Source organism: Nitrincola iocasae (genome assembly GCF_008727795.1).
Classification (GTDB): Bacteria; Pseudomonadota; Gammaproteobacteria; order Pseudomonadales; family Balneatricaceae; genus Nitrincola; species Nitrincola iocasae.
In genome coordinates this window covers 557,312-575,227 of the sequence record NZ_CP044222.1, presented here as the reverse complement: position 1 = coordinate 575,227, position 17,916 = coordinate 557,312, and the positions used below count along the sequence as shown (strand labels likewise).

The window sequence follows — 17,916 nt, the reverse complement described above, 5'->3', positions numbered from 1 at the left end:
GAACAACTCGGACTGGTTCGAAATAGATGTATTTAACTCTGTCTTATAGCACTACAAGCAACAACCGTGTATCGATCATGTGGTTCTTTAGAACCTGTGTTACCAGCTCACCAACCAAACGCCTTGGGCGTTATATGGTCAAGCCTCACGAGCCATTAGTACAGGTTAGCTCAACGCCTTACAACGCTTACACACCCTGCCTATCAACGTCCTGGTCTCGGACGACTCTTTAGGGGCCTCAAGGGCCCAGTGAGATCTCATCTTGAAGGGGGCTTCCCGCTTAGATGCTTTCAGCGGTTATCCTGTCCGAACGTAGCTACCCGGCAATGCCACTGGCGTGACAACCGGAACACCAGAGGTTCGTTCACTCCGGTCCTCTCGTACTAGGAGCAACTCTTCTCAAATCTCAAACGCCCACGGCAGATAGGGACCGAACTGTCTCACGACGTTCTAAACCCAGCTCGCGTACCACTTTAAATGGCGAACAGCCATACCCTTGGGACCGGCTTCAGCCCCAGGATGTGATGAGCCGACATCGAGGTGCCAAACACCGCCGTCGATGTGAACTCTTGGGCGGTATCAGCCTGTTATCCCCGGAGTACCTTTTATCCGTTGAGCGATGGCCCTTCCATTCAGAACCACCGGATCACTAGAACCTGCTTTCGCACCTGCTCGACGTGTCTGTCTCGCAGTCAAGCACCCTTCTACTCTTGCGCTCATTGGCTGATTTCCGACCAGCCTGAGGGTACCTTCGTGCTCCTCCGTTACGCTTTGGGAGGAGACCGCCCCAGTCAAACTACCCACCACACAATGTCCTCAATCCGGATAACGGATCTAAGTTAGAACCTCAAAGTTGTCAGGGTGGTATTTCAAGGTTGGCTCCACGCAGACTAGCGTCCACGCTTCTAAGCCTCCCACCTATCCTACACAAACAAATTCAAAGTCCACTGTGAAGCTATAGTAAAGGTTCACGGGGTCTTTCCGTCTAGCCGCGGGGACGCTGCATCTTCACAGCGAGTTCAATTTCACTGAGTCTCGGGTGGAGACAGTGTGGCCATCGTTACGCCATTCGTGCAGGTCGGAACTTACCCGACAAGGAATTTCGCTACCTTAGGACCGTTATAGTTACGGCCGCCGTTTACCGGGGCTTCGATCAAGAGCTTCTCCGAAGATAACCCCATCAATTAACCTTCCGGCACCGGGCAGGCGTCACACCCTATACGTCCACTTTCGTGTTTGCAGAGTGCTGTGTTTTTAATAAACAGTCGCAGCCACCTGGTATCTTCGACCGACAAAAGCTTACGGAGCCAGTCCTTCACCTTCATCGGCGTGCCTTCTCCCGAAGTTACGGCACCATTTTGCCTAGTTCCTTCACCCGAGTTCTCTCAAGCGCCTTGGTATTCTCAACCTGACCACCTGTGTCGGTTTGGGGTACGGTCGTCTGTAACCTGAAGCTTAGAGGATTTTCCTGGAAGCAGGGCATCAACCACTTCAACTCATACGAGTCTCGTCATCAAGTCTCAGCCTTAGCAGAGCGGATTTACCTACTCCACCAGCCTACACCCTTAAACATGGATAACCATCACCATGCTGGCCTAGCCTTCTCCGTCTCCCCATCGCAGTTACAGCCGGTACGGGAATATTAGCCCGTTTCCCATCGACTACGCATTTCTGCCTCGCCTTAGGGGCCGACTCACCCTACCCTGATTAACATTGGATAGGAAACCTTGGTCTTCCGGCGGACGAGTTTTTCACTCGTCTTATCGTTACTTATGTCAGCATTCGCACTTGTGATACCTCCACGATGCCTCCCGGCTTTCGCTTCAACGGCTTACACAACGCTCCTCTACCATGCGTGCATTTCCTTAAATACACTTAATTGACACTCCTCACCCGACTCAACGTTCGGGGGGCGCTTGGTCGTGCGCTTCGCGCCCGACAATCGCTTCTGTGTACTTAAGTGAAATGCACGCATCCGCAGCTTCGGTACTAAGTTTGAGCCCCGTTAAATCTTCCGCGCAGGCCGACTCGACTAGTGAGCTATTACGCTTTCTTTAAAGGGTGGCTGCTTCTAAGCCAACCTCCTAGCTGTCTGAGCCTTCCCACATCGTTTCCCACTTAACTTAGATTTTGGGACCTTAGCTGGCGGTCTGGGTTGTTTCCCTTTTCACGACGGACGTTAGCACCCGCCGTGTGTCTCCCATGATTGCACTTCTGGGTATTCGGAGTTTGCATCGGGTTGGTAAGTCGGGATGACCCCCTAGCCGAAACAGTGCTCTACCCCCCAGAGTGAGACATGAGGCGCTACCTAAATAGCTTTCGAGGAGAACCAGCTATCTCCGGGCTTGATTAGCCTTTCACTCCGATCCACAGGTCATCCGCTAACTTTTCAACGGTAGTCGGTTCGGTCCTCCAGTTGATGTTACTCAACCTTCAACCTGCCCATGGATAGATCGCCCGGTTTCGGGTCTACTCCCAGCGACTTGACGCCCTATTAAGACTCGGTTTCCCTACGCCTCCCCTATACGGTTAAGCTTGCCACTGAAAGTAAGTCGCTGACCCATTATACAAAAGGTACGCAGTCACCGTATTAAAACGGCTCCCACTGCTTGTACGTACACGGTTTCAGGGTCTATTTCACTCCCCTCACAGGGGTTCTTTTCGCCTTTCCCTCACGGTACTGGTTCACTATCGGTCAGTCAGGAGTATTTAGCCTTGGAGGATGGTCCCCCCATCTTCAGACAGGATATCACGTGTCCCGCCTTACTCGTTTTCACTACGTTTAGGTTTTCAAATACGGGGCTTTCACCCTCTACGGCCGCACTTTCCAGAGCGTTCTTTTAACCATAACGCAGCTTAAGGGCTGCTCCCCGTTCGCTCGCCGCTACTTAGGGAATCTCGGTTGATTTCTTTTCCTCCGGGTACTTAGATGTTTCAGTTCCCCGGGTTCGCCTCTCAAGTCCTATGTATTCAGACAAGAGATACCTAATAAATTAGGTGGGTTTCCCCATTCGGACATGTACGGATCAAAGCTCGTTTGCCAGCTCCCCGTACCTTTTCGCAGGCTACAACGTCCTTCATCGCCTCTGACTGCCAAGGCATCCACCGTGCACGCTTATTCACTTGACCATATAACCCGAAGGCGTCTGTTCAATTGATGTTTGCTAGTAACGATCGATTTCGCCGGTTGGCGCTTGTATTTCTACAAGACAATCTATTTCTTTCAGTTCGAATTGTTAAAGAGCGAATAACGCCTAAGCGTTAAATTATCGATTCAGTTTCTAAGCCCAGGCTTCAAAACCGATAATTTAAAACTTACTGTTACTATGTCTATGTTTTTGTGTTGCCATCAGGTAATGATGTATTTTTCACCCTCCATTCCAAGCACTGCAAGGAATGGTGGAGCTATGCGGGATCGAACCGCAGACCTCCTGCGTGCAAAGCAGGCGCTCTCCCAGCTGAGCTATAGCCCCATATAGTTTCTCTCACGGCATATGGAACCGCGGTAATTTTAGCGAAGACAAGGCAAAATGTGGCGAAGCATACACTTGTATGCGAATCACATTTTAACGCTGTATTCGTTAAAATTTGGTAGGCCTGAGTGGACTCGAACCACCGACCTCACCCTTATCAGGGGTGCGCTCTAACCACCTGAGCTACAAGCCTATTTCTAACTCCGTAGACTCAACTAGCCCCGGTCGGTGCGACCTCACCCTACTCTTCACCTTAGAATCGTGGGGTGCGCTCTAACCACCTGAGCTACAAGCCTATTTCTAACTCCGTAGACTCAACCAGCCCCGGTCGGTGCGACCTCACCCTACTCTTCACCTTAGAATCGTGGGGTGCGCTCTAACCACCTGAGCTACAAGCCTATACCTTGATGTCTTTTTTGATCAGCACAGCGCTAATCAGAACATCTCGCTCTCTTTACTTATCAACCAGGTAATGCGTGTGGACACTTGAACAGGCCAAGCTATCGTTTAAGGAGGTGATCCAGCCCCAGGTTCCCCTAGGGCTACCTTGTTACGACTTCACCCCAGTCATGAATCACACCGTGGTAACCGTCCCCCTTGCGGTTAGACTAGCTACTTCTGGTGCAACCCACTCCCATGGTGTGACGGGCGGTGTGTACAAGGCCCGGGAACGTATTCACCGCGACATTCTGATTCGCGATTACTAGCGATTCCGACTTCACGCAGTCGAGTTGCAGACTGCGATCCGGACTACGACCGGTTTTCTGAGATTTGCTCCACCTCGCGGTCTTGCGGCCCTCTGTACCGGCCATTGTAGCACGTGTGTAGCCCTACTCGTAAGGGCCATGATGACTTGACGTCGTCCCCACCTTCCTCCGGTTTGTCACCGGCAGTCTCCTTACAGTTCCCGGCATTACCCGCTGGCAAGTAAGGACAAGGGTTGCGCTCGTTACGGGACTTAACCCAACATTTCACAACACGAGCTGACGACAGCCATGCAGCACCTGTCTCAGAGCTCCCGAAGGCACTTCAGCATCTCTGCCAAATTCTCTGGATGTCAAGAGTAGGTAAGGTTCTTCGCGTTGCGTCGAATTAAACCACATGCTCCACCGCTTGTGCGGGCCCCCGTCAATTCATTTGAGTTTTAATCTTGCGACCGTACTCCCCAGGCGGTCAACTTATCGCGTTAGCTGCGCCACTAAGACATCAAGTGTCCCAACGGCTAGTTGACATCGTTTACAGCGTGGACTACCAGGGTATCTAATCCTGTTTGCTCCCCACGCTTTCGCACCTCAGTGTCAGTATCAGTCCAGAGAGTCGCCTTCGCCACTGGTGTTCCTTCCTATATCTACGCATTTCACCGCTACACAGGAAATTCCACTCCCCTCTACTGTACTCTAGCTCAGCAGTATCAGGTGCAATTCCCAGGTTGAGCCCGGGGATTTCACATCTGACTGACTGAACCACCTACGCGCGCTTTACGCCCAGTAATTCCGATTAACGCTTGCACCCTCCGTATTACCGCGGCTGCTGGCACGGAGTTAGCCGGTGCTTCTTCTGTGGCTAACGTCAATGTATAAAGGTATTAACTTTACACCCTTCCTCACCACTGAAAGTGCTTTACAACCCGAAGGCCTTCTTCACACACGCGGCATGGCTGGATCAGGGTTGCCCCCATTGTCCAATATTCCCCACTGCTGCCTCCCGTAGGAGTCTGGGCCGTGTCTCAGTCCCAGTGTGGCTGATCATCCTCTCAGACCAGCTAAGGATCGTCGCCTTGGTAGGCCTTTACCCTACCAACTAGCTAATCCTACGCAGGCTCATCTGATAGCGAAAGGTCCTAAGAGCCCCTCCTTTCCCCCGTAGGGCGTATGCGGTATTAGCGTCCGTTTCCGAACGTTATCCCCCACTACCAGGTAGATTCCCACGCGTTACTCACCCGTCCGCCGCTCTCAAAAGTAGCAAGCTACTTTCTACCGCTCGACTTGCATGTGTTAGGCCTGCCGCCAGCGTTCAATCTGAGCCATGATCAAACTCTTCAGTTTAAATTTCGACAACCAATTACCTAAGCAATCAGCCATCTAAGTCATGCTCAAAAACGTACATCTAAATGAATTCACAGTTAGGTTGCTTGTTTTTGATTAAGCTTTAATGCCTAACCTGAACAAGCGCCCACACGCATTACCTGATTAATTTGTTAAAGAGCGGCTTGAGCTACCCGGTGTGTTGGGCTGTTGTCTCAAGCGAGGTGCGTATAATATAGACCTGATTATGGAGCGTCAACAGTCTTTTTCAATTTTTTTAACAAGCGACAATTATTGGGTATTTTTTAAACAAAATGCTGTATGTCAATTAACTCAACCTGTTCAGCCTCGACCGTTTCACTATAGAAGTGCCGCGCAACACGCGCAAAACGCTCCGGCCCATCGGTAACCAAAAAGCGCACACAACCACGCGAACCTGAATTTAGCAATCCACGCTCAGTCAGTTGTTTGCTCAACACGCTAGCCGTGATCACTGCGGAATCAACCAGCGATACCTTCTCACCCACAACCCGAGCAATAGCTGACTTTAGTGCCGGAAAATGTGTACAGCCCAATACCAGCGTGTCAGGATAGTCTGCACCACTACAATAATGATCAAACAATCCGCTTAGTGATCGTTTCACTATTGCCTCGACCAACTCACCCTCATGCCATCCTTCTTCCGCCAAAGCCACAAAAAGTGAACAGGCGGCCGACTTAACGTTCGCATCAGGCAGTAAGGACAGTATCGCTTTCTGATAAGCTTGATTATTAACAGTGCTTTCAGTGGCGATTACGCCAATTTTACCGGAACGCGTTACCTTAACCGCAGCCTCAGCTCCGGGTGCGACCACCCCGGTAATCTGTAACGCTGGGTAACTGGATTGCAGTGAATCCAGAGCTACGGCGGATGCGGTATTACAAGCCACCACTAGCGCTTTGATATCGTAGCGTAGCAGGGCTTTAAGGGCCTGCTCTGCATATCGTGTAATAGACAAAGGGCTTTTAGTACCATAGGGTACACGCGCTGTATCACCAAGATAAATCAGATTTTCCCCGGGTAGCACTAAGCGCGCGGCATTCAAGACACTCAACCCACCGACACCTGAATCAAAAAACCCTATAGGCCGATTATCTGACGGATTCATTATCTACTTATTCCGTGCACGCTTAACAGCCCGCTTTTTCATATCTTTAATGTGGTCAAGATTGCGCTGTTTTTTAAGTTTCTGTCGCGCCGTCAAAATATTACGCTTGCCCGCAAAGGGGTTATCACCCGTCCTGAATTCGAAACGTATGGGCGTGCCACGAATTTTCAGAACCTTGATAAAGCGGTTCTCAAGATAACGCTTGTAGGAATTTGGCAAGGCATTGGTTTGATTGCCATGCACAACGATAATCGGTGGATTAGAACCACCCTGATGCGCATAGCGAAGCTTAATACGATGATTATTATTACTTGGTGGCTGATGATCGGCAACAACATCTTCGAGTAGGCGGGTCAACTTGTTGGTAGACCATTTAGCCATAGCGGCATCGTAGGCTTCATGCACTGAACCATAGAGGTCACCCACAGCAGTGCCATGTAATGCCGATATAAAGTGCATACGTGCAAACGCTGCAAACTCAAGACGCCGCCGGATTTGCTCACGAACTTTATCTTTCTGTTCTGCGCTCATGCCATCCCACTTATTCAGCGCAACAACCATGGCACGACCCGCATCAATAACAAAACCCAACAAATGCAGATCTTGCTCTGTAACTCCCTCACGCGCGTCTATCACCATGATGACAACGTTGGCATCGCGTATCGCCTGCAGCGTTTTAACAATCGAGAATTTTTCGACAACTTCAGTGATATGTTTGCGACGACGCACACCCGCCGTATCTATCAGAGTGTATTTCTGATCATCACGCTCGTAAGGAATATAGATACTATCACGCGTTGTGCCCGCTTCATCGAACACCACGACACGATCTTCACCCAACATACGGTTTACCAGCGTGGATTTACCCACGTTAGGTCGGCCGATAACAGCGATACGGATACTACCATCATTGCGTGCCCGCTCTTCTGCTTCCAGCTCTTCAAGTGGCTGCAGATAGGGTGCCATCACTTCTTCCATCAGCGACAACACACCTCGGCCATGTGAAGCAGCAATCGGTATTGGCATCCCGATACCTAGGCCATAAAAGTCAGCCATGGCCGTATCAGGATCTATGCCATCGGTTTTATTAACGACTAAATAGTGATGTTTACCACTGCGACGCAGATGATCTGCGATCATTTCATCAGCCGGGTTCAGACCCGCCCGACCATCGACAATAAAGAAAATAATATCAGCTTCTTCGATAGCCATCAGCGACTGCTGCGCCATAGCTCGATCAATACCAATCTCTTCACCCGTGATGCCACCGGTATCTATAACAATATAAGCCTGCTCATCCATCCGGCCTTCGCCATACTTCCGGTCACGCGTAAGCCCCGGCAAATCCGCAACCAGCGCATCCCGAGAACGCGTTAATCTATTAAACAGTGTTGATTTTCCAACATTAGGACGCCCAACAAGCGCGATAACCGGTAGCATAGTGTTTTCCAGAAAAAGGCGGCTAACATGAATGCCCCAGCCGCCACTGACTTAATCAGTTCAGTTAAGTGTAATAGCCGCGAGTCTGCCGCCATTGGTCAGTACATATAATACATTGTCACGCACCAGCATATCGCCCTGTAATCCAGAAGAGTCGACACGGTGTCTGGCCACAAAACGACCATTTACTTGCGACATAAAGTGAAGATAGCCTTCCTGATCACCAACAACCACCGTATTGCCCAGCACCGCTGGCGAAGTTACTAACCGGTTTGTTAAGGCCGACTGAGACCACACACTCGCACCACTAGCGGCATCATAAGCATGGATGTGATCCTGATCATCAGCTACATAAATATTGCCATAACCTGAAGATGGACTGCGATAACTGGAAACAGTCTGCGCCCATTGCACTTGCGCATTAAACGGATTAATTGCCAGCAGCCGTCCTTGATAGCCCACCACAAACAGCATTTTATCAACAATAATGGGGCGTCCGTTGATGTCAGCAATACGCTCCAACTCCGAGCGCCCCTCATTCACAGATACACGCTGATCCCAGATCATGCCACCATCACGGTTATCCAGCGCAACTAGTCGTCCATTCGACATTCCGGCGAAGGTCACATCAGCGGCCAACAATGGAATACCTGTGCCGCGGAGGGTTAAAGCAGGCACCTGCACATCAAATGACCAGCGATGCTCTCCTGTCATTCGGTCTAGTGCGGTAATACGCCCACTGACTTGCTGCATCACCACAAGCTCAGAATTAATCTGAATCTGAGCGGTTACTTCTGAAGCTAGTTTGTAACGCCAAAGTTCTTTACCATCATTACCATTAAGTGCAATCGCTTCTCCTGCTCTAGTTGTCAGCAGCACCTGGCCGAAACCTGCACCCACGCCACCAACAACAGGCTCCTTGAGATTTACACTCCAAACACGCTGACCTGACTGACGCTCAAAGGCTGAGACTACGCCCTGACTGTCTGCCGCATAGATTCGCTCACCATCTATAGAGGGCATCATTTGGTGAAAGCGCTGTCCCGGTCCACTACCCACACTGGCACTCCATTGCACAGAGACATTGTTTTCAGCCGAAAAATCAACCAGCTCAGCGGGCTGCACTTCCTCACCGCCCCCCCAAAAACCGCACCCGGCAAGCAAGCCTGACATCAGCAAAGCGGTTAGTACTTTAATACCCCGGTTCATGAGCCAGCCTCTTCACCCAGATCATCACGCTTCATTTGCAATACAGGTCTTGTGGGAGCATTTCCCGCAGCGGCTAGCGCTTGATCATAAGCATTGACGGCGGCATTCAGATCACCTTTACTGAAGGCGATATCACCCAATAGCTCATAGTAAATTACGCTATAACTTCCTGGCTCAAAACCAGATAACAAACTGCCTGCCTGATCAAACTGATCTGTCGCCAGTAACACACTGGCTTTGCGCAAGGTCGCTAAACGCTTAAGATCATCTACCTGTGTACGGGCAAGCACCCAATCCAATTCTTCAAGTGCAGCAGCATACTCCGCCTGCTGAACTGCAGCACGCGCCAGCATCAAGGCTGCATACTGCGCATAGGTGCTTTTTTCATGCTCATTCTTTAAACGATTACCTAAATGCAAGATAGTCTCGACCTGCGGGTCCGGATTTTCATCCAACTCAGCAGACACAGCTTCAAGCATATTTTGGTAAAGCCATGAAGCCTGTGCTGCCTGATTTTCGGTATAGGACTGCCAGCCTTGCCAACCTAGAACGGCGGCAACAGCGACAACAACACCGATCATCAACGAACGACCATTCTCCTTCCACCAGCTTTTTAACGCTTCTAACTGCTCTTCTTCACTACGAAGTTCTGCCACGTTTACTTACTCCTCGAAATACTCTGTTCCAGTCAGCAAGACCCTTGCCACCTGATCTAAGGGAACCTCTTGCTGCTCAGACTGGCTGCGCAAAGGCTTGAGAGCAACAACTTGTCGCTTCAATTCATTATCACCTAATAATAATGCAACCCGGGCACCACTACGGTCAGCTTTTTTAAGTTTGCTTTTAATATTTCCACCTGAACAATCAAGCGTAACACGCAAGGTTGTTTTGTCTCTTAGCTCTTCGGATAAACGCATCGCTTCCGCAGCGGCCTCATCGCCAAGAGCAGCAACAAACACATCAGTTTCGCGTTTCACATACTCGGGCAAAGATGCCTCGGCTTCCAGCAACAGAATCAGACGTTCAACCCCCATGGCAAAGCCCACCGCAGGTGTTGGGCGGCCACCAAGCTGCTCTACCAAACCGTCATATCGGCCACCAGCACACACTGTGCCCTGAGCTCCAAGCTTATCCGTTACCCATTCAAAAACTGTACGACAATAATAATCCAACCCTCTCACCAGGCGCGGATTAACTTCATAAGCGATACCCGATGCATCCAGGTTAGCTTTCAGCTGTTCGAAATGCTCCAGTGATTCCTGATCCAGACACGCATGGAAATCCGGTGCATCATTAAGTAAAGCCTGCACCTGGGGATTTTTACTGTCGAGGATACGCAACGGATTGGTAGTCAGACGACGACGGCTATCCTCATCCAGCTGATCCTGATGCGCCGTTAGATAATCTACCAATTTAGCTCGATAAGCTGCCCGAGCGGCGCTACTACCTATAGTATTCAACTGCAACGTAACGGCATGACTGATGCCCAACACTTTCCACAACCGTGCCGTAAGCAACAAGAGCTCGGTGTCTATATCCGAATCGGCCATACCAAAGGTTTCAACACCTATCTGATGAAACTGACGGTATCGACCTTTCTGGGGACGCTCATATCGGAACATAGGACCGGCATACCACAGACGCTGTACCTGATTGAAAATCAACCCATGCTCTTCACAGGCTCTGACACAGCTGGCTGTGCCTTCTGGACGCAATGTCAGGCTTTCGCCGTTGCGATCCTCAAAGGTATACATCTCTTTTTCAACAATATCGGTTACTTCACCGATTGAGCGACAAAAAAGCTCCGTCTGCTCAACAATCGGTGTGCGTATTTCACTATAGCCATAGCTGGATAATACAGCACGCGTATTCTGTTCCAGGTACTGCCAAAGTGGTGTCTGCAACGGCAGAATGTCATTCATGCCACGAATGGCTTTAATCTTGGCCAAACCCTTTACCTTATTTATAGCTAAAATTAATTTAACGGAAGACTAAAACGCGCCACGTTACCTGAGGTGAATGACGACAAGCTGATCGCATCACCATTAAAAAGGAGCTCTTCGACTGCATCGCGACGGCCAATCACCAAGGACAGCGGCTCTTCACCTTCCAACTGAAGCTCTGTTCCACCCTGCGCAACACCTGAGTAGATGAGACTATCGGTCGCATCACGTATTTGTATCCAACAGTCATCACTGAAGCGAATGAAGAGCCCCTGTGAAGAAGGTAAAGCAGCGGTTGTATTTTCATCTGACTCGTCGGCAGACACCAGATCATTTTCTTGATCTACCGGCTCTTGCTGACCAGTCGGAGTTTCTAGAGTTTCTGTATCTTCCGACAGCAACTCAGACACTTCCGGTTCATCACCAGCTGTATCGGATACCAAACCCTCATCGCCCGGCGGGGCTACAACTGTCGATATAGGCGGATCAAAGATATCCGGCGAAGGTTCAGTAATATCTGACGATGCTGGGGGGGCTGGCGGAGGCGTCAGTCCATATTGTTCACGAGACCACCAGATAATCACAGCAATAATTGCCAATACAAATACCCAGGTAAACAGTTTCATAAACGGTGATCGCGACGGATCCCGCTCCTGGACACTGGTTGTTGAGCGTATTTCTGTTGGCTTGAGATCAATACCTGGCAAACTGGCGTATAGGTTAGCGTAATAATCTGGATCCAGCTTCAAATGCTTGGCATAGGTACGTATATAGCCACGTAAAAACACCGGATTATGAAAGCTTTGCGGGCTTGCAGATTCGATTACACTCAACACTTTCACAGGCAGGTTCAGCTCAGACGATACCTGTTGAAGGCTCAGATTCTGTCTTTCCCTGGCCGTCACAAACTCATGACCAGGGAAACTGCCCTGTTGATTTTCTGTCTGATCACCACTCAATGCGCAGACTCCTTAAACAGCCTATACTCTTCGCTGTTTGGATAAAGATTTTTCAGCAGCAGTCCATAGGTGGCTGCCAACCCTGCGTTTCTATCAGCTCTTGCAATCCTGACACCCACCCAAAGACTATTGGCATCATGCTCTACGATCCGGGCATCTATTTGTTCACGAAACCGCCCAAACCAGCGAACAGCTTCAGCCGTATTACCCTGTTCAAGCAGCAGGTCGGCCAAGGCAACCTGCGCATAAGGGCGATCACGCTGTATATCCAGAGCCCGTCTTAACGCATGTTCAGCAACATCATCCCGCCCTAACTGACGATAACAACGCCCCATGTTTTCAAATGCCTGTGCTCTGGAAGTATAAAATGGATCTTCGGTTGCTCGCGAAAACTCATGGCAGGCCTCTGCATAACGTTGGCGAGAAAACAAGAATGCGCCATAATTGTTATGGAACATGGCATTCATTGGTTCAAGTTCAATCGCGCGCCGGTAGTAGGTTTCTGCCAACCCAAACTCTCGCTCAGCCTGAAAGACCAAGGCCAGAGCATTTTGCGCGGGCGCATAACGATCGCTGATCGCTATAGCCCGTTGCAATGAACTTTTGGCATTTACAGTATCCCCTGATTGTAAATACTGTACACCCAATTGAGTATAAGCCTGCAGGGCAGCCTCTGGACTGGCTTCAGGATTATCCCGCGTGTCAGACACAGAACAACCTACCAGCAAAACTGAAATAAAAACAATTCCTATCAACCTGTTATTCACTCAGCCTTCCCCTGCTTGAGTTAGCGTCTCTTCGGATGGATCAAGTTGTAGCACAGACAGATATTTTTGACTACGTCTGGTTCTATCAGCAACTTGGCCCACTAGCTGACCACAGGCCGCATCCACATCATCGCCACGCGTTTTTCTGACCGTGGTAATTATGCCGCCATTAACGATAATTTGCTTGAAACGGGCAATGGCTTCTGTAGAAGGCTTTTTGTACCCAGAGTTGGGAAACGGATTAAACGGAATCAGATTCAGCTTGCTAGGCATTTTACGCAACACTTTAAGTAGTTGCGTGGCATGTTCAGGCTGATCATTAATACCATCCATCAAGGTATATTCAACGGTAATAACACGCTTATCATTAAGGTGTTTCAGATAGTTGTTACACGACGCAATCAACTCTTTCAAAGGATAGCGACGGTTTACCGGCACCAGCTGATCACGCAGGGCATCATTAGGTGCATGAATTGAAACAGCCAATGAAACATCACTCAAACCCGCTAGTTTATCTATAGCAGGAACCACACCGGCTGTACTGATGGTAACGCGTCGTTTTGACAGACCATAAGCATTGTCATCCATCATCAGCTCGGTTGCCGCTACGACATTATCAAAATTCAGCAGCGGCTCTCCCATACCCATAAACACTACATTAGTGACACGGCGCTCATCCTTGGGATCAAATGGCCCGAAAGAACGAATCGCAACACGCAACTGCCCGATAATTTCAGCCGCGCTCAAATTCCGATTAAAGCCCTGCTTACCTGTTGAGCAAAAGCTACAATCAAGCGCACAGCCTACCTGCGAAGACACACAGAGCGTTTTACGACTCCCCTCAGGAATCAATACCATTTCGATACTGGAGCCACCATCCATACGAATAACCCACTTGCGAGTACCATCAGTGGATATTTTCTCCAGGACCACTTCCGGTTCACGTATGTCAGCCACTTCAGACAACTTCTGACGCAGTGATTTACTGATATTCGTCATTTCATCAAAGCTACTGGCACCCTGCTGGTGCAGCCACTTCAGAACCTGGGTTGCACGAAAGCGTTTTTCACCGATAGACTCAAAAAAAGTCTCGAGCCCACTGGGTGATAGCCCCAATAAATTGATTCTGTCTGGCTGTGTTGGCATGACCCGGTACCCGCAGTCTGATTATAAGAAGGCCAGCATTGCTGGCCTAGGTAAGGAACCCTCTCAGGCACCAAAGAAGTAATTAATTTCACGCTCGGCTGAAGTCGCAGAGTCTGACCCATGCACCGCGTTGGCATCAATAGACGTGGCAAAATCACGACGAATAGTGCCTTCTGCTGCGTCTTTAGGATTAGTTGCGCCCATTAGTTCACGGTTAAGAAGAATGGCGTTTTCACCTTCCAACACCTGTACCACTACCGGCCCCGAAGTCATAAAAGCCACCAGATCAGCAAAGAAAGGACGCTCTTTATGCTCCGCATAGAAACCCTCGGCTTCAGCCTGGCTCAGCTGTTTCATCTGCATGGCAACCACTTTGAGATTGGCTTTTTCAAACCGGCTGACAATCTCACCAATCACATTCTTGGCAACGGCGTCTGGCTTGATAATGGAAAGTGTACGTTCAACTGACATATTGGTGTATCCCCACATAAAACTAAGGTCGATAAAAGGCCATAATTATACGTGATGAATAAGCAAGAAAATAGTCAATAGAAATGCTTTACTGGTTTAAACATCAATGCTTGTGGGTAAGCGAATGCTCATCCCGCAGCTCTCGATGTAACAGGGCCATCAGTTCAGCTTCCGGGCGGCCGATTCCACAGGAGCGCACTAAATCCTCAACACCAGCCCCCATCTCCATTAAACGCGCCGCTTGATTGTAAGCGAGCACACCCGGATCACGATTTTCCAGTTCATACTGCTTTTCGACAGCAATATTTAATTTTTGTTCAACCGTCATCAAGCGTTTGCCCATACCGATTGAACTACCTGTCATCCCCTGAATTTCATTGCGCAGGACATTTATCAATACTTGATAACGCTTTTCCTGACGCCGAACTCTATGCCAGATAACCAGCGCGATGGAAATGGACACCAGACAGAGCACTGCCATAAGTAGCAGCGCTATCCATAGATAGCTACTGTCGGACCAATTCTCCATCAAACAATCATAACCTCAAACTCTTCAATCAATTGATCGGTATCCAGCACGGCGCAACGCTGCACCAAACAGGTTCCATAGAGCCATGCCCTATGATCTTTATCCTGATTAATATTAATGGTAGAGCGTGGCAGATCAATGGATTTAATAACCTGATTGCAAGCTAATGCCCAACGACGCCCTTTTAGGATCAACACATCTGTGTAGTCTGCCTTATCAACAGAGTATGAACCTGGAATCACCCACAGGCCCGTATCCACCACGGTGACCGGACGGTCATCTTCACCAAAATGGCCAATCATCCAGTCATGACGCATCTCTATACTCATGGTGAGATTATGCACTTCCTGAACACCATCAACATCATCGGTTGGTATAGCCAGCTTTAGACCATGCACATCAACCAGTATACAGCGCAGACTATCTTCCACTCGTGCATTTTCCAATATTGGCTCTGGCTCTGGCTCTGGCTCTGGCTCTGGCTCTGGCTCTGGCTCTGGCTCTGGCTCTGGCTCTGGCTCTGGCTCTGGCTCTGGCTCTGGCTCTGGCTCTGGCTCTGGCTCTGGCTCTGGCTCTGGCTCTGGCTCTGGCTCTGGCTCTGGCTCTGGCTCTGGCTCATTAATAGTGTTATCGACTAGCACTGGAGAGTCCAAACTATTATCTATCACAGTGCTATTTTCAACGTCTGACGTAGAGGTGTCGTCTTGCTCTGCTTCCGGGTCTGACAGCAAGGCTTCCAGATACTCAAATACAACTTTTTTTTGATCAGCCATCAACCTGCCCCTGTTTACGACGTTCAAGCAATCCCCTAAGCAAGCGAGCATATGCATGCACACCCCGGCTACCGGCATCAAGAGATGAGGGTACCAGCCCTTTAATACTGGCATTACGAAACTTGGTATCCACAGGAATAACGGCGTTGGAAACCTGGTCAGCATAGCGCTGATGCAGCTCGCGCAAACTAATTACAGAAGCCTGGGTACGCCGATCATAAAACGTCGGAATGATGGTATAGGTTAATTTATTCTTACGTGCCCGGTTTATCATTTCAATTGTCCGGATCATACGCTCCAAACCTTTTAAGGCCAGGAACTCAGTCTGTACCGGCACCAGAAGATGATCGCAGGCCGCAAGCGCATTCACCATCAACACGCCTAAAACCGGAGGACTATCAATCAATACATAGTCATAGTCTTCGCGAACATAGCGAAGAGACTTAGCCACCTGCAACCCCAACCCCTCTTTACCTACCGCCTTACGCTCCAGTGTTGCCAACGCGGTAGAAGAAGGCACCAAGTCTATACTCTCATGACTGGTTTTTTGAATCAGAGCGCGAAAACGTGTAGCGGAGATTTCAGAGTTTTCAAACAGATCGTAAACACTCTGCTCTATTTCGTCGGGATCGAAGCGAAAATAGCTAGTCAGTGAGCCATGGGGATCCAGATCAATGATCAGCACACGGTATCCTACCTCGGCCAGCAACCCGGCCAACGATACAACAGTGGTCGTTTTACCGACACCACCTTTCTGATTAGCTATTGACCATACCTGCATATTTATTTCCTGCGGCTATTCAACGATCAGGCATACTTGCATTTGGCAAGCATAGAACCTATGTCATCCAGATCCAATATTGCATCAGTAAGACCTGCGTTTACGACAGCTTGAGGCATGCCATAAATGGTGCAGGTATCTTTACTTTGCGCCCACAAGGTACCGCCTGCCTGTTTCAACAAACGCGCACCATCACAACCATCGGCCCCCATGCCAGTCAATGTTACCGCCATAACCTTGGACCCGAATGCTTTGGCAACAGATGCATAAGTAACATCCACACTCGGCTTGTAGGTCATTCTGTCATCACCCGGCAAAATTTTGACGCGGTCATGCTGACGTGGGTCCAACATCATCTGCATCCCTCCTGGACAGAGCAAAGCCAGCCCTGGCTCAAGACGATCACCATCAACGGCCTCTCTGACACGAATTCGAGACTGCTGATTTAAGCGTTCGGCAAATACTTTAGTAAAGGTACCCGGCATATGTTGAACAAGCAAAATAGGGCACGGAAAATCAGCGGGCAAAGACACCAGCACCTTCTGTAAAGCCGCAGGACCACCCGTTGATGCACCGATCACTACTACCCGAGCATCCGGCACCCGGATTCGGGTAAGAGGGTACGTCGCTGCTCCACTCTGGGGATCCACACCACGCTGACCATCTGCGACTTTAGTCTGTGGCCTTTCTGGCGCCGTCCTTGTAGACCGGCCTTGCACATCCGTTGCAGGCTGATTTCTAGGCCCGGGGGTATCGGGCCGGAAAATTCGACTGTTATCACTTTTAGCTGGCGGTGGATTGCGACCAAACGAGGGCGTGCTGCGCAAACGCCGCGATGTTCCCAATGCAACCACACGTTCAATAAGCTCTTGGCGCAATGCACTGGAACGATCCATCCAGGCACGTATATCTTTAGACAGATAATCAGCCGCTCCAGCTTCCAATGCCTCTAGAGTGACGCGTGCTCCTTCATGCGTCAATGAAGAAAGCATCAGCACATTGGTCGGTGACTGACGCATAATTTGCCTCACGGCCTCTATTCCATTCAACTGAGGCATTTCAACATCCATGGTGATTAAATCTGGCTTTAGCTCCTTGGCCTTTACCACGGCTTCACGACCATCAACGGCAGTGCCAATTATCTTGATCCGCGAGTCGCTACTCAGCGCCTCTTGTATCCTGTTGCGAAAAAAACTGGAATCATCAACAACCAAAACCGTCACGGCCATTAGATGCTGTTCCTTTTATAAGTC

At 49.6% G+C, this 17,916-nt stretch carries 13 protein-coding genes, 2 tRNA genes and 2 rRNA genes; all 17 read right to left on the bottom strand.

Features of this window, described 5'->3' with window-relative positions:
• Positions 1 to 134: 134 nt before the first annotated feature.
• A 23S ribosomal RNA gene (locus F5I99_RS02715) occupies positions 135 to 3,129 on the bottom strand.
• Between the two features lie 268 nt (positions 3,130 to 3,397).
• Positions 3,398 to 3,473 (bottom strand) — tRNA-Ala (locus F5I99_RS02710).
• 116 nt (positions 3,474 to 3,589) lie between these two features.
• Positions 3,590 to 3,666, bottom strand: a tRNA-Ile gene (locus F5I99_RS02705).
• A gap of 315 nt (positions 3,667 to 3,981) precedes the next feature.
• Positions 3,982 to 5,518 (bottom strand): 16S ribosomal RNA (locus F5I99_RS02700).
• Together the 16S and 23S rRNA genes with 2 tRNA genes alongside form the textbook arrangement of a ribosomal RNA operon.
• A gap of 284 nt (positions 5,519 to 5,802) precedes the next feature.
• On the bottom strand, positions 5,803 to 6,645 hold the full coding sequence (gene murI, locus F5I99_RS02695) for a glutamate racemase (protein WP_151053535.1): 843 nt from the start codon (positions 6,643 to 6,645) through the stop codon (positions 5,803 to 5,805).
• A 3-nt stretch (positions 6,646 to 6,648) separates the two neighbouring features.
• Positions 6,649 to 8,085 (bottom strand): ribosome biogenesis GTPase Der, encoded by a 1,437-nt coding sequence (gene der / locus F5I99_RS02690; RefSeq protein ID WP_151053534.1) that lies wholly within the window; start codon positions 8,083 to 8,085, stop codon positions 6,649 to 6,651.
• Between the two features lie 60 nt (positions 8,086 to 8,145).
• Positions 8,146 to 9,294: an outer membrane protein assembly factor BamB gene (gene bamB, locus F5I99_RS02685; protein WP_151053533.1), complete on the bottom strand. Its 1,149-nt coding sequence runs from the start codon at positions 9,292 to 9,294 to the stop codon at positions 8,146 to 8,148.
• Positions 9,291 to 9,950, bottom strand: a complete 660-nt coding sequence (locus F5I99_RS02680) for a YfgM family protein (protein WP_151053532.1) — start codon at positions 9,948 to 9,950, stop codon at positions 9,291 to 9,293. The genes bamB and F5I99_RS02680 overlap by 4 nt, the downstream gene beginning before the upstream one ends.
• Positions 9,951 to 9,956: 6 nt before the next feature.
• Positions 9,957 to 11,216: a histidine--tRNA ligase gene (hisS, locus tag F5I99_RS02675; RefSeq protein ID WP_225307629.1), complete on the bottom strand. Its 1,260-nt coding sequence runs from the start codon at positions 11,214 to 11,216 to the stop codon at positions 9,957 to 9,959.
• A 53-nt stretch (positions 11,217 to 11,269) separates the two neighbouring features.
• Positions 11,270 to 12,196, bottom strand: a complete 927-nt coding sequence (locus tag F5I99_RS02670; protein ID WP_151053530.1) for a RodZ domain-containing protein — start codon at positions 12,194 to 12,196, stop codon at positions 11,270 to 11,272.
• A complete protein-coding gene (pilW, locus tag F5I99_RS02665) occupies positions 12,193 to 12,963 on the bottom strand; it encodes a type IV pilus biogenesis/stability protein PilW (RefSeq protein ID WP_225307519.1) in 771 nt (256 codons plus the stop codon). Before pilW ends, F5I99_RS02670 begins: the two co-directional genes overlap by 4 nt.
• Positions 12,964 to 14,109 carry a 23S rRNA (adenine(2503)-C(2))-methyltransferase RlmN gene (gene rlmN, locus F5I99_RS02660; protein ID WP_151053529.1) on the bottom strand — a complete coding sequence of 382 codons (1,146 nt, stop codon included), beginning with the start codon at positions 14,107 to 14,109 and terminating at the stop codon, positions 12,964 to 12,966.
• 63 nt (positions 14,110 to 14,172) lie between these two features.
• Complete coding sequence (gene ndk / locus F5I99_RS02655) at positions 14,173 to 14,580, bottom strand: nucleoside-diphosphate kinase (RefSeq protein ID WP_151053528.1); 408 nt, start codon at positions 14,578 to 14,580, stop codon at positions 14,173 to 14,175.
• Positions 14,581 to 14,683: 103 nt separating this feature from the next.
• On the bottom strand, positions 14,684 to 15,109 hold the full coding sequence (locus F5I99_RS02650; protein WP_151053527.1) for a DUF2802 domain-containing protein: 426 nt from the start codon (positions 15,107 to 15,109) through the stop codon (positions 14,684 to 14,686).
• A complete protein-coding gene (locus tag F5I99_RS02645) occupies positions 15,109 to 15,882 on the bottom strand; it encodes a chemotaxis protein CheW (RefSeq protein ID WP_151053526.1) in 774 nt (257 codons plus the stop codon). Before F5I99_RS02645 ends, F5I99_RS02650 begins: the two co-directional genes overlap by 1 nt.
• Positions 15,875 to 16,663 (bottom strand): ParA family protein, encoded by a 789-nt coding sequence (locus F5I99_RS02640; RefSeq protein ID WP_151053525.1) that lies wholly within the window; start codon positions 16,661 to 16,663, stop codon positions 15,875 to 15,877. Before F5I99_RS02640 ends, F5I99_RS02645 begins: the two co-directional genes overlap by 8 nt.
• Positions 16,664 to 16,689: 26 nt before the next feature.
• A complete protein-coding gene (locus F5I99_RS02635; RefSeq protein WP_151053524.1) occupies positions 16,690 to 17,892 on the bottom strand; it encodes a protein-glutamate methylesterase/protein-glutamine glutaminase in 1,203 nt (400 codons plus the stop codon).
• Between the last annotated feature and the right edge of the window lie 24 nt (positions 17,893 to 17,916).